The organism is Bacillus sp. EB106-02-03-XG38 (assembly GCF_058792175.1).
In genome coordinates, this window is sequence record NZ_JBYTED010000001.1 from 1,501,128 (window position 1) to 1,513,356 (window position 12,229).

15 protein-coding genes, 1 riboswitch and 1 other annotated feature are annotated in these 12,229 nt (G+C 34.9%); of the genes, 6 read left to right on the forward strand and 9 right to left on the reverse strand.

Annotation, left to right across the window (positions count from 1 at the left end):
* Positions 1-36 precede the first annotated feature (36 nt).
* The 5 genes from AC3WTI_RS07600 to AC3WTI_RS07620 all read right to left on the reverse strand — a co-directional run bounded on the left by AC3WTI_RS07600 (position 37) and on the right by AC3WTI_RS07620 (position 4,640).
* The gene (locus AC3WTI_RS07600; protein ID WP_097841785.1) at positions 37-417 is read right to left on the reverse strand and encodes a VOC family protein; all 381 of its coding nucleotides are present in this window, start codon (positions 415-417) and stop codon (positions 37-39) included.
* Positions 418-462: 45 nt separating this feature from the next.
* A complete protein-coding gene (locus AC3WTI_RS07605; protein ID WP_142305909.1) occupies positions 463-1,491 on the reverse strand; it encodes an ROK family transcriptional regulator in 1,029 nt (342 codons plus the stop codon).
* 117 nt (positions 1,492-1,608) lie between these two features.
* Positions 1,609-2,802, reverse strand: a complete 1,194-nt coding sequence (locus AC3WTI_RS07610; protein ID WP_097841787.1) for an MFS transporter — start codon at positions 2,800-2,802, stop codon at positions 1,609-1,611.
* 56 nt (positions 2,803-2,858) lie between these two features.
* Positions 2,859-3,422: a maltose O-acetyltransferase gene (locus tag AC3WTI_RS07615; protein ID WP_097841788.1), complete on the reverse strand. Its 564-nt coding sequence runs from the start codon at positions 3,420-3,422 to the stop codon at positions 2,859-2,861.
* A 219-nt stretch (positions 3,423-3,641) separates the two neighbouring features.
* Complete coding sequence (locus AC3WTI_RS07620; RefSeq protein WP_097841789.1) at positions 3,642-4,640, reverse strand: tryptophan--tRNA ligase; 999 nt, start codon at positions 4,638-4,640, stop codon at positions 3,642-3,644.
* A 43-nt stretch (positions 4,641-4,683) separates the two neighbouring features.
* Positions 4,684-4,891: a binding site (T-box leader), on the reverse strand.
* Positions 4,892-5,029: 138 nt separating this feature from the next.
* On the opposite strand from AC3WTI_RS07620, the gene AC3WTI_RS07625 reads away from it, so the two are divergent.
* Positions 5,030-6,187 (forward strand): 1-deoxy-D-xylulose-5-phosphate reductoisomerase, encoded by a 1,158-nt coding sequence (locus tag AC3WTI_RS07625; RefSeq protein WP_097841790.1) that lies wholly within the window; start codon positions 5,030-5,032, stop codon positions 6,185-6,187.
* Positions 6,188-6,215: 28 nt separating this feature from the next.
* On the opposite strand, the gene AC3WTI_RS07630 is transcribed toward AC3WTI_RS07625, so the two are convergent.
* Both AC3WTI_RS07630 and AC3WTI_RS07635 read right to left on the reverse strand, forming a co-directional pair.
* Positions 6,216-7,337 carry an AI-2E family transporter gene (locus AC3WTI_RS07630; RefSeq protein ID WP_142286779.1) on the reverse strand — a complete coding sequence of 374 codons (1,122 nt, stop codon included), beginning with the start codon at positions 7,335-7,337 and terminating at the stop codon, positions 6,216-6,218.
* A 63-nt stretch (positions 7,338-7,400) separates the two neighbouring features.
* Positions 7,401-7,649 (reverse strand): GlsB/YeaQ/YmgE family stress response membrane protein, encoded by a 249-nt coding sequence (locus AC3WTI_RS07635; RefSeq protein WP_087958926.1) that lies wholly within the window; start codon positions 7,647-7,649, stop codon positions 7,401-7,403.
* A gap of 21 nt (positions 7,650-7,670) precedes the next feature.
* On the opposite strand from AC3WTI_RS07635, the gene AC3WTI_RS07640 reads away from it, so the two are divergent.
* Both AC3WTI_RS07640 and AC3WTI_RS07645 read left to right on the forward strand, forming a co-directional pair.
* Positions 7,671-8,240, forward strand: coding sequence for a GNAT family N-acetyltransferase (locus AC3WTI_RS07640; protein ID WP_253621599.1), 570 nt, complete (start codon positions 7,671-7,673; stop codon positions 8,238-8,240).
* Between the two features lie 33 nt (positions 8,241-8,273).
* Positions 8,274-8,415, forward strand: a riboswitch (cyclic di-AMP (ydaO/yuaA leader).
* A 97-nt stretch (positions 8,416-8,512) separates the two neighbouring features.
* Positions 8,513-8,656: a hypothetical protein gene (locus AC3WTI_RS07645; RefSeq protein ID WP_000945246.1), complete on the forward strand. Its 144-nt coding sequence runs from the start codon at positions 8,513-8,515 to the stop codon at positions 8,654-8,656.
* Positions 8,657-8,711: 55 nt separating this feature from the next.
* On the opposite strand, the gene AC3WTI_RS07650 is transcribed toward AC3WTI_RS07645, so the two are convergent.
* Positions 8,712-9,467, reverse strand: coding sequence for a class I SAM-dependent methyltransferase (locus tag AC3WTI_RS07650; protein WP_097841791.1), 756 nt, complete (start codon positions 9,465-9,467; stop codon positions 8,712-8,714).
* Between the two features lie 41 nt (positions 9,468-9,508).
* Positions 9,509-10,051: a CGNR zinc finger domain-containing protein gene (locus AC3WTI_RS07655; RefSeq protein WP_087958923.1), complete on the reverse strand. Its 543-nt coding sequence runs from the start codon at positions 10,049-10,051 to the stop codon at positions 9,509-9,511.
* A 112-nt stretch (positions 10,052-10,163) separates the two neighbouring features.
* Here AC3WTI_RS07655 and AC3WTI_RS07660 point away from each other — a divergent pair, with 112 nt between their 5' ends.
* From AC3WTI_RS07660 to AC3WTI_RS07670, 3 genes are all read left to right on the forward strand, one after another.
* Positions 10,164-11,342: an MDR family MFS transporter gene (locus AC3WTI_RS07660; protein ID WP_087958922.1), complete on the forward strand. Its 1,179-nt coding sequence runs from the start codon at positions 10,164-10,166 to the stop codon at positions 11,340-11,342.
* Positions 11,343-11,516: 174 nt separating this feature from the next.
* Positions 11,517-11,897 carry a hypothetical protein gene (locus tag AC3WTI_RS07665; RefSeq protein WP_142305911.1) on the forward strand — a complete coding sequence of 127 codons (381 nt, stop codon included), beginning with the start codon at positions 11,517-11,519 and terminating at the stop codon, positions 11,895-11,897.
* 76 nt (positions 11,898-11,973) lie between these two features.
* Complete coding sequence (locus AC3WTI_RS07670) at positions 11,974-12,213, forward strand: DUF3923 family protein (protein WP_087958920.1); 240 nt, start codon at positions 11,974-11,976, stop codon at positions 12,211-12,213.
* The last annotated feature ends 16 nt before the right edge of the window (positions 12,214-12,229 follow it).

Consider the following 12,229-nt stretch of genomic DNA (forward strand, 5'->3'; position numbering starts at 1 on the left):
TTCCCGTCATGATAACGCGAAATGAGGTTGTTTATGTTAGATCGTTATCTCAATCTGATTTCCTTCAGGGTCGCTTACTACACTTTCGTAGTAACCATCCCCTGTAGTACGCGGACCGTTTAACACAGGGTACCCTGCTTCTCTTAACATATTAGTTAATTCGTTCACCTTTTCTTTACTGCCTACAGAAAAAGCAATATGCGCATATCCTATTGTTTGTGTTTCTGTATTAACGTCTATCCCTACTTGCCTCATAAGTTCAAGACGTGCTCCACCTTTAAAAGTTATAAAATAAGATTCAAACTGCTTTTTCGGATTGTGATATAAGCTATTTTCTTCACCACCGAAGTACTGTTTATAAAAATCACGCATACCTTCTAAATCATTTACCCAAATTGCTACATGTTCAATTTTCATAATCGACACCTTTTCTTTTACAATATTCAACCAACAATTTGATATTTAATTTTCTTTGCTTGTTCTTGTAATCATCAGATCAAGTCCAAGGTTTTTTAATCCATATAAATAATCTTCTTTCCAATTGCTCACTGTTATGCTCGGAATATGTTCTGCTGGAATGTACTGCGGACAGCTTTTTACAATTTGATCTATTACAAATTGGTTCACTTCATCATCACAGAAAATAAACGCATGTGGATTAATAATAGCTATATATGTAGCTATTAAACGGGTAAAAGCATCTATATTATATTCCTCTGGATTATTCGAATCTCCACTTCTCAATGCCTGTAAGAAATTTTTATTATCATACTGCGGAACGAAAGATATCTCTCCTGAGAAAAAGGTGCTTCCTCGTACGACATCTCCATTTACCATAATCCCCGCACCTGGGCCATTTTGACCTGAATACAAATACACAAGAGATGAATTGTCGTTATTTCCAGTGCTCTTATAATAGCCAAGCACGGCGGCATTCATATCGTTTTCTATTACTACAGGTATTGAAAACAGATCCTCTAAGTGGTTTTGCAAATGAAAATTTTGGAACTTTTCATAACCAGGAATATAGAAAATGCGCCCATTATCGACCGCACCAGGCACTCCAATTGATATAGAGCTTATTTTCGGGAATGTAGAGATAAGATTCTCAATATGTTTTGATAATAGATTCACACCAGTATCCATTAATACACTTGAAGTACTTCCTTGTTCTTTTACTTCCCCAAAACAGTTAAAAATGGTATAGTTTGTTTCATTTTTCTCTAAAAATATTGCTAACCCTAACATATATTCTGGATTATACGCATATCGTTTCGCTCTTCTTCCGCCACTTGAATCATCTAAACCAACTAAAGTGACTTCACCATCTTGTTTCATATTTTCTATAAATTTACTTATCGTTGGAAAACTAATTTCTAATGTATTACTAAGTTCAACTTTCGTCGCACTTTCTTGCTCTAGAAGAGCTGTACGAATGCCGCGAAGGATCGTATCTTTAATCGATTTTTGAGTAACAAATTGTTCACTCAAATCGCTCACCACCTTAATCAACATACTTATTAAACACTTTTAATAAGTTGCGTTGACAATATATCATACATCATTTTCTAAAGCAATAGAGATGATATATTTCCGCTGCATGTAATTCTAGCTTGATGTATTCTCTCTCGTAATAGATGATACAATTCCAGACAAAAGAACAAATAATAAAACAGCTAGCAAGGCATTACGTATTCCAAATGCTTCCCCAAGTATCCCTAAAAATGGTGGTCCGACTAAAAAGGCTGTATAACCAATGATAGAAACTGCCGCAACATTAGAAGTCGCATTTTCTCGGTCATCTCCAGCTGCTGACAGACCAATCGGGAAACCTAGCGCTGTACCAATCCCCCACAGTACTACACCAAATGCTAGAAAATACGAATTACTCCCAAATATGACGATTGAAATTCCTAGAATTGCCATCATAATAGTGGCACGCACGACAGCGACACGGCCGAATCGATCAAGGAAATAGCTACTACACATACGAGCTAACGTCATTGCCAATACAAAAATTGTGTACATAATAGAACCTGTCACTACACTTTGCTCATGTCCATCTACCATTACGATAGGTAGCCAATCATTTGCACTTCCTTCGGCAAATGCCATGCCAAGCACAAAAAGACCAATTAAAAGCACCTTTTTTTCCATACGTAAGGACGTGCGCTTCGCTTTCTTTTCGTTCTGCGATTTCTCCTTCTTTCCTGTTCCATGCGGAAGAAAACGATACAACATACATACAAGTAATACAAACACAACCGAAATCGCAAGAAACTGATATAAAATCGGGATATGAAGCGACGCTGCGACTGAACCACTGAGCGCACCTACTAAAGTTCCTACACTAAAAAAGCCATGGAATTTCGGAAGAAGAGTCGTTCCTAATTTTTGCTCAATGGAAGAACCTTCTACATTCAATGCGACTTCAGCCAATCCGTACCCTATTCCAAATACTAGTAAGCTACTAAAAGCCCCCATACTAGAAACAAAATAAATATTTATACCTAAACTAATTAATCCAACAATCATAAAAAACATACTGCCTATAATAACTTCTCTAGCTCCCTTACAGTCAATAAAGCGGCTTGCACTTAGTAAACCAATTATTGAACCGACAGATAGTCCGAACAAAATCCAGCCCATTTCTGCATTTGACACTGCTAAAATATCTCGAGTAGCTGCTGTTCTTGAAATCCATGTAGCAAATGCGACACCTGGCAAAGCAAATAAGAGAAAAAGAGCATTTCGAGAGGCAAGTAATGTCTTTGTATAATTGTCCGTACTATATTTCTCCATATGAAACACCTTTCACATTGTCTATACGATAATTTACGAACTGGTGAAAACACCCTTTATTCGTCTATCGTTTTAATAACTTTAGCTGGATTACCACCAACTACTACATTATGAGGTACATCTTTTGTCACAACTGCCCCTGAAGCAATTACGACATTATCCCCAATTGAAATACCAGGGTTAATAATAGCGCCCCCGCCAACCCAAACATTGTTACCAATCTTTACAGGCTTCCCATATTCTTTGCCAGAATTCCGCTCTACCGGATGTAGCGGATGCGTAGCAGTATAAATGTGAACTCCAGGTGCAAACATACAATTATCACCGATTTGCACTTCACAAACATCCAAAATAACACAATTAAAATTTGCGAAAAAACTCTTTCCAACGTGGATATTGTAGCCGTAATCACAACGAAAATCAGGATTGATTTGGGCTTTCCCGTCAGCTGAAGAACCTAAAAGCTGATTTAATAACGTAAAACGTTTTTCATCTCCTATCTCCATCGCCTCATTATAAAGGCGTGTTAAACGTTTTGCCTCCACCCTATCAGCTACTAATTCTTCGTCATCCGCAATATACATTTCTCCCGCCACCATCTTTTCTTTCTCCGTTTTCATACGATCATCTCCTTTTTATAGAGTGAGTTCACTTATTAAACACCTTTAATAAGTGACTTAAATTATACTTATTAAACACATTTAATAAGTAACCCTATATTAGCATACTTTTTAATATACGCAACTAATAAGTTTTGAACAAAAATGTGAAATCCTTACTTCACCTTATGATGTTACGACAAAATCATTAAGCTTCATATCAAAAAAACAAGGGAACGCTCAGCGCCCCCTCTCAAATCCAATCCGTTTCTTTATTTCTGCTAAATTTACCTTTGCGATTTCTCTTGCCCGCTCAGCACCTTTTTCTAACGCTTCATATAATAAATTCGGCTCATTCATATACATCTCATATTTTTCACGAGGTTCAGCTAATTCACGGTCTATAACACGAAACAACTCTTTTTTCACATCGCCCCATCCAATGCCAGTTTCATACTTTTCACGCATCAACAGTATTTCATCTTCCGTCGCAAATTCTTTATATATCGTAAATAACGCTTCTAGTTCTTTCGGTTCATTTGGAAGTGAAGAGTCTGTTTTAATTTTAAAGATTAACTTTCGTAGTTTTTCTTGTTCTGCAAATAACGGGATCACATTTCCGTAACTTTTACTCATCTTCCTTCCATCAAGACCAGGTAAAATGGCACCTTCTTCTTGTATGACATACTGAGGAAGTGTAAATGTCGTGCCGAATGTATGATTAAAATACGTCGCAATATCACGCGCAATTTCAATGTGCTGAATTTGGTCTTTTCCAACTGGTACATGCGTAGCTTGAAATAATAATATGTCAGCTGCCATTAAAATCGGGTACGTATATAATCCCATATTCACTCCCGCATCTACCTCTAAACCCACTTCTTTATTTTGCTCCACCTTCGCTTTATACGCATGGGCACGGTTCATAAGACCTTTCGGAGTTAGGCAAGCTAATATCCAAGCTAGTTCTAGAATCTCCGGCACTTCTGTTTGCCTGTAAAAAATAACATCTTCTCCAAGTCCGAGTGATAACCAAGTAGCTGCTACCTCTTTCGTATAACTACTAAACTGACCCGGATCATGCACAGCATTTAACGCATGATAATCAGCTATGAAATACAATGCTTTCCCTTCATTCTTCTTTGACATTTGCAACGCAGGTTTAATAGCGCCAATATAATTTCCTAAATGCGGATAACCTGTCGGCTTAATCCCAGTTAACATTATTTTCTCACTCATCCTAACTCCTCCTTTCTCAAAATAAAAAGAGCCCCTCATCCTTAAAAAGGACGAGAGACTCCCGCGGTACCACCTTAATTAGCTATCATTATAGCTCACTTCAACTTCTTAACGTGAAGCAACCGTCTTTACCTACTCATTTCAGTTAGAAGCTCCAGAGCCCATTCCATATTCATCCCTTACTGATTTCCACCACACATCAGCTCTCTGAAAAGTTTTGAATATGTACTCTTCTCTTTCATTGCTTTTTCGTTTTTTTTTACAGTTTATCACATTTCGCTTCCAAACAAACCCGAATTTTCTATTTTATATAGCAGGAATTTCCACTTCTATTGTCTAATGCTATATAGGTTTGCAGAAATATTCGAAACAACTTTGGAGGTTTTTTCATGGTAAAATATATATCTATTTTAGGTTCAACAGGATCCATTGGCACATCTGCATTAGATGTCGTTTCAGCCCATCCTGAACATTTTAAAATCGTCGGTTTAACCGCAAATTATAATATTGATCTTCTTGAACAACAAATCGAAACGTTTCAACCTCGCATTGTAAGCGTTGCGACAAAAGAATTAGCAGACACGCTTCGTACGCGTATTTCAACCAACACAAAAATTACATATGGAACTGACGGTTTAATTGCGGTAGCTACTCACCCTGATTCAAATCTTGTATTAAGTTCCGTCGTTGGTGTTTCGGGATTACTCCCAACAATTGAAGCATTAAAAGCGAAGAAAGATATCGCCATTGCTAATAAAGAAACTTTGGTTGCAGCTGGACATATCGTAACTGAACTCGCGAAACAAAACGGATGTCGTTTAATTCCAGTTGATAGCGAACATTCAGCTATTTTCCAATGTTTAAACGGAGAAAATAATAAGGAAATTGAAAAATTAATTGTTACAGCTTCTGGCGGTGCTTTTCGTGATAAAACACGTGAAGAAATGAAAACATTACAAGCGAAGGATGCTTTAAAACACCCCAACTGGCTAATGGGTGCAAAACTAACGATTGATTCTGCTACGTTAATGAATAAAGGTTTTGAAGTAATGGAAGCGAGATGGCTATTTGATATTCCTTATGAAAAAATTGATGTTATGATTCATAAAGAAAGTATCATTCACTCTTTAGTGGAGTTTATTGATGGATCAGTTATGGCGCAGCTCGGTGCCCCTGATATGAGAATGCCGATTCAATATGCGTTTCACTATCCTACTCGGCTACCTTCTTCCTATGAAAAATTAAATTTATTAGAAATCGGTAGTTTACATTTTGAAAAACCAGATTTAGTGAAGTTTCCTTGCCTACAATACGCATATGAATGTGGCAAAATCGGTGGTACTACTCCCGCTGTATTAAATGCAGCAAATGAAATTGCAAATGCACTGTTCCTTAAAAACGAAATTGCCTTTTTCGATATTGAAAAAACAATTTACAAAACAATTGAAGCTCATCATAACGTAAAAGATCCTTCATTAGATGCTATATTAGAAGCGGATCAATGGGCGCGCGAATATGCACATCAATTGTTAATAAAAAAGAGCTAAAACAGTTTTATCTGTTTTAGCTCTTTTTTCACGTATTCAACTTAACAAATCTATACCCGTGCGTCACTAACACTTTTAATATCGCATACCCTGGAATCGCTAAAATAATCCCCATAATACCAAATAAGTTTCCGGCAGTTAAAATGATAAAAATGATTGTAATTGGATGAATATCTAACTTTTTCCCCATGACTTGCGGAGAAATAAATTTACCTTCTGCTAATTGTACAATCATCATAACAATAATTACTTTTAGAACCATTGCTGGCGAGTCAATAAATGCAATAATTAACGCTGGTGTAATTGCAATAATCGGTCCTACGTACGGAACGATATTTACAATCATCGCTAAAATTGCAAGCAGTACCGCATATTTAATACCGATAATAAGGTAACCAATTAATAGCATAATTCCGATAAACAAGCTAACAATAATTTGCCCTCTAATATACGAGCTAATCGCATAATGCATATCATCTAGTATTCTCATCGCTGCTGGCTGTCTTTGTTCTGAAATAAACTTTAAAAAATGATTCGGTAATTGCTCACCATCTTTTAAAAGGTAGAACAATATAAATGGAACCATTACAAATGTTAAAACGACCTCTGTAATAGTACTTAAAAATCCAGTTACATTTCCAGTTACTGATGATAACGACTTCGTAAAATCAACCGTGTAGTCTTTTACCATACTCGCTACATCGATATTTAAATTCTCCTGAATTTTGCCTAGTAAATTACTTTCTCCAAATCTACGTGCTGCTCTCTCAATTTCATGACCGAAATAAGGTAAGTTATCTATTAATGCATCAATTTGATCTTTAATAATAGGAATAACCGTCAAGACTAAAAATACAAATAATCCTATTACTATTAAATATATAGAAGCTATCGATACGATTCTTGATACACCTTTCTTTTCTAAAAGCGAAACGAATGGATGCAAAATATAAAATAGTACACCCGCTAATAATACGGGGAAGAAAATTGTTTTTAAAAAGACGATAAACGGAGTAAACACAAAAGAAATTTTCGTTAGCAGTAATATATTAATAAACAATAACGCAAAACCAAGTAACACCGCTAAATAATTGTGCTCTCTAAAAAACTTTTTCAACTTATCTCTTTTTCTTATATTTAATTTCTCCAACGAAACCACCTCTTCGAAAGTTGAAAAGCCCTTATTCAGGGCTTTTCGTCATAATCTATATCTCTATTTCTTTGCAGCTTTCACTACAAATGATACAATAAGAATTAATACAATTGCACCTAATAATGCTGGCACGACATGAATCCCACCAAATGATGGCCCAAAAGATCCAAATAATCTATCACCTAACGAAGCACCTAATAAACCTGCGATAATATTTCCAAACATACCACCTGGAAAATTTTTACCCGTTATAGAACCTGCTATTGCACCTATAATAGCACCAACTATTAATGTGATAATCCATCCCATTTTTAGTCCTCCACTTCTATTATGGTGTATTTCTTTTTCATACTAAATTGTTATGTAACTATTATAATTATTATATCCAATAAAGAAAAATCTTGTCAAATCTATGAAAATAAAGCCTATAAGGAGGTTTTACCCTATGATTCAACTTCTCACAACACTGCTACTTCTATTTTAAACATTCAAATACCCGCTTATGAAATTGAAGCAAAATATATAAATAGTACGGCCATCCCTCGTCTTTATGATACTGTAGCCGATATTCAATTATGTGATGAAATTTTTTACGGCTATTTTTATGAAGATACACTTGCCGGGTTTATTTCTTTTAAAATGGATGAAGAGGAAGTTGATATTCATCGTTTAGTAGTATCCCTTGATCATTTTCATAAAGGAATTGCAACAAAACTACTACTATATGTATTTGACATGTTCTCCCCTTCTAAAACATATATTGTACAAACAGGGAAAGAAAATACCCCCGCTCTGTCTTTATATAAAAAACATGGATTTATTGAAGTAAAGGATATCATATTACCTGATGGAGTGATTTTAACCTCGCTCAAAAAAATCAGAAAACAACAAACAGTTTGACTTGTTATTTTATTTATGTTATCTTTTACTTTATAAAACCTTTTGCTGAGTCCAATTTTGGAGCGGGGGAACCATTTTTGTAGCCATGCTACTTGGGGCGAATCTTATTTAAGTAGGGAAACTCTCACTTCCCGAGTCCGACAGCTAACCTCGTAAGCGTAATGGGAGAGGAAGGTGCTTTTTGCCTATGTTACACATTTTGCCTCCTTAATTGTAAATATGGGATCGATACCAAATAGTCACCTATATTTATAGAAAAGGAGAAATGTAAAATGTTACGTTTATCTGATCACGCAATAAAAATGATGGAGCAAAGACTTCGACTCGAACAACATCGCACATATCAAGCAAATAAAGTTGTAGATAATTTACATCACAAATACTTCTTTCAACATATTTTCCAACCGAAAAGATAAGTACTGACCTTTAACAAAATACAGCGTACACTGAAAAAAGTGTACGCTGTATTTTTCATTTTCTCGCCTTAATAATAAAAGTAGTTGGCACCATCCTAGCTTTATATAAAGAATAATATTTCGTAGACGGCGCAGCTAATCCTTCATCAAACGCGCTAGATGGTTCAGGTTCTTCAATTCTCTCAATTGTAAACCCCGCTCTATTTAACTCATTTATGTATGTACTTATTTTTCTCTTATATAATGTCGCTTGTACATTTTCCCCTTTAAATGTTTCAAACGTAATAGGCGTTTCCTCATGGTAAGAAGACTTTAAAGCAATTTCTTCTGTACCATACTGTAAATTTGAATATATTGGGTGCTCCCAGCTAAAAATAAAACTTCCTCCTGGCTTTACATATGAATAAATCAGTTCCAACGTTTTTCGTAAATTCGAAGTCCAACCTAATGCATAAATGGAATATACAATATCAAAATACCCTTTCGGAATATCTCCTTCTTCTTCCATTGCTCCGCATATTAACTTTGGATTCCAACTCTTTAACGTTTCATTCGCTGTTTTAATTTGTTCACTTGAAAGATCAAGACCCCATAACTCTTCCGCCCCATGCTCTGCCATATATTGTAGCGAATGCCCACTTCCACATCCGATATCAAGAATCTTTTTATTTCTAATTGAATCGAACAAATGAATCTCGTCTTCAGAAGCTGTATACGGACCATATTTCGGTAAACAATCTACTTGAAAGAAATAAGGCGCAACTGTATCCCAACACTTTTTATTTAAAGCTAACATTTGTGTACCCTTCATACTCTACATTCCCCCCATTCCATTTTCTTCCCTAATATAAATTACACATTATAACCCGATCTTCCTTTTCTTTTCGCTCGGTAGTTTTTCACTTTCGCAATCGTACCGCACGCTCTCCCTCCTTCTTCTCCAGCGTACATACCGCACCATCTTTTACTTCCATTTCGTGAATTGTCATAAAATACCCAGTGGCAATCTGGACATGCTTTTAACCTCCCCCACAAATGTTCTTGAACTGCCATTAAAACAATGCTTAATACTTTTGTATATATATTTTCTTCGTTCATTGGTTCATACGTAACACCTTTCATATCTTCCTTTACATGTACATGAAATGGATATTTCTCTAACCACTTTTGTAATAATCCTTCGCCTTCAATCGTCATCCGAATGTCTTCTCGAAAACTTTTTAATTCCTCTATCGTATGAAACGGAAACTCTTCATGAAAATGTTTGTTCATAAATTGATTTATATCATCTTCGGTCTGCAATAAATCAATTGCTTCTCTTGTATCATTTGGTATTCTCCATGTATTTAAAAATTCCCGAATATATTCTAGTTCATTTGGTGCATTTTGATTCAATTCCTTCCACCTTCTTCTTAAAATTTACTTTTTTCTGACTTTATGTATAATTATAATATAAAATAGTTAACCATCAAATTGTTTTACTGGTTACAATATTAGGAGGAGTTCTATGAAAAGTTTCTCACTGCCGATACGTTTCATGCTTATTTCTTCATTTTTTATGTCTTTTGGGTATTTTGCGGTATACGCATTTTTAGCTATTTATCTATTAACCTTTCTTCATTTTTCAGCTTTGCAAGTAGGGACAGTGTTAACGGTTATGACAATCACATCACGAGTTGTCCCTTTATTTTCAGGATTAATCGCTGACAAAATAGGCTATATCATTATGATGATAGCCGGATTATCTTTAAGAGGAATTGGATTTATCGCTTTAGGAATATGCTCTGATTTCTATACCATTTCTATTTCTTCTGCACTTATCGGCTTTGGAACTGCATTTTATGAACCTGCTGCGCGCGCCATATTCGGCTCACAACCAGCTCATACAAGAAAAAATTTATTTACATATTTAAACCTTAGTTTTAATTGCGGTGCAATAATTGGACCAATTGCCGGAGGATTCTTACTCTTACTCAATCCAATCTATGCTTTTTCTCTAACAGGGTCTCTTATGCTGTTATTCGCTTTTATCTTTTACTTACTTAAAAATCACTTCCAAGTCACTACTGAAAACACGTCTATCACACTAGGAATACAGGCTATCTTACAAAATAAACCTTTTCTTCTGTTTTCATTTATCATGATTTTCTTCTATATTATGTTTACTCAGCTTACTGTCGCACTTCCACTTCATATGAAAAACATTAGTAATAGCAATCAGCTTGCTACACTCGTTATTACGATAAATGCAATAACAGGCGTCATATTTATGGTGTTATTCCGAAAACTATTTCATAAATACAACACACTTTCGATTATTAAATACGGTGTTTTATTAATGAGTATTTCCTTTTTACTTATCCCTTTATTTCAACACCCGTATTGGTTATTTATTTGTGTAATTTTATTTACAATCGGTGAAACACTCGTATTACCTAACGCTGATATCGCTATTGCAAATTACAGTAACGAATCATATACAGCTACTTACTTCGGATTTTATCAACTATCACTCGCATTTGGTTTTATCATCGGTAATTATACCGGTACATCTTTTACATCCAATTTAAACGGAATGTATACACCATGGCTTATTTTCGGCGGAATAGGAGTTATTGGTTTTATTTCACTACACATTTTAAATATAAAAAAAGGATTTCCTAAAGAAGATATATGCCTACTATAAAAATACTGATTCTCGGCAATAAGTAAACTTTTCAATCCTCCTTAAATTGGATATACACCTGTTTTAATTTACATATTATGGTATAATAAAAAAGAATGCTAACTAAACATTTACATAAAACACTAGCAGTCTAGCAATGCCAAAATCAAAAATCACTTGAAATTGGAGGATGTTATGAAACAGAAATTAGCTATACTTCTATTCACCGCAATCATATTATCAGGATGTTCAACTATAGCAGAAAATTCTTTAGAAACCGGAAACGGCAGTATAGAATTATTAACACCAACGATTACAACAAAAGATAACGAATTAGAAATTAAGACTGAAGGCATTGATGAAAATAAAATAACTTTTATTTATGTTGCCAATACAAAAGTATTCGAACAAAAAATAAAGAATGGTGAATCCTACAAGCTTGATATTACAGGTATCAAGGATGCTCATAGGACAGACTACAAACCACGAGTTCAACTTTTACAGAATGAAGATGATGATAAAGATGGTGAAATGGTAACCTTTAAACAAGTTAGATATACAGTTAATAAAAACTAATTTTATAGTCTTTTCATTATAAATGTAACGAACGAAAATATACTTTTAACAGAGAAGAAATGTAAGGGGTGTTAACATGAAAAAACGATGGATTTCTTGGTGGATTGGTAACATATTTTGGATTATCATTTTTGGAATATGGGCCGCTATTATTTGGCTACGCGACGTTGATGGCGCTGGTGTTATCCAAACACCCGAAATTAAATCCATATCACTTATCGTTTTATTAATCGCGTTTATCATACCTGTATTCTTTCAAGTTATATGGCTCATCATTAATTTGAGAATGAGTAGAAAAAATAATTATACGATTTAGTTTTTTAATGAACAGA

What these genes read in the sequence shown, in the direction of transcription:
- AC3WTI_RS07600 (WP_097841785.1), bottom strand. Translation starts at nt 417, where the DNA reads ATGAAAATTGAACATGTAGCAATTTGGGTAAATGATTTAGAAGGTATG.
- AC3WTI_RS07620 (WP_097841789.1), bottom strand. Translation starts at nt 4,640, where the DNA reads ATGAGTGAGAAAATAATGTTAACTGGGATTAAGCCGACAGGTTATCCG.
- AC3WTI_RS07635 (WP_087958926.1), bottom strand. Translation starts at nt 7,649, where the DNA reads ATGGGATGGATTATCACATTAATAGTTGGTGCTATTATAGGTGCAATA.
- AC3WTI_RS07665 (WP_142305911.1), top strand. Translation starts at nt 11,517, where the DNA reads ATGAAACAGAAATTAGCTATACTTCTATTCACCGCAATCATATTATCA.
- AC3WTI_RS07650 (WP_097841791.1), bottom strand. Translation starts at nt 9,467, where the DNA reads ATGAAGGGTACACAAATGTTAGCTTTAAATAAAAAGTGTTGGGATACA.
- AC3WTI_RS07625 (WP_097841790.1), top strand. Translation starts at nt 5,030, where the DNA reads ATGGTAAAATATATATCTATTTTAGGTTCAACAGGATCCATTGGCACA.
- AC3WTI_RS07670 (WP_087958920.1), top strand. Translation starts at nt 11,974, where the DNA reads ATGAAAAAACGATGGATTTCTTGGTGGATTGGTAACATATTTTGGATT.
- AC3WTI_RS07615 (WP_097841788.1), bottom strand. Translation starts at nt 3,422, where the DNA reads ATGAAAACGGAGAAAGAAAAGATGGTGGCGGGAGAAATGTATATTGCG.
- AC3WTI_RS07610 (WP_097841787.1), bottom strand. Translation starts at nt 2,802, where the DNA reads ATGGAGAAATATAGTACGGACAATTATACAAAGACATTACTTGCCTCT.
- AC3WTI_RS07660 (WP_087958922.1), top strand. Translation starts at nt 10,164, where the DNA reads ATGAAAAGTTTCTCACTGCCGATACGTTTCATGCTTATTTCTTCATTT.
- AC3WTI_RS07645 (WP_000945246.1), top strand. Translation starts at nt 8,513, where the DNA reads ATGTTACGTTTATCTGATCACGCAATAAAAATGATGGAGCAAAGACTT.
- AC3WTI_RS07640 (WP_253621599.1), top strand. Translation starts at nt 7,671, where the DNA reads ATGGTGTATTTCTTTTTCATACTAAATTGTTATGTAACTATTATAATT.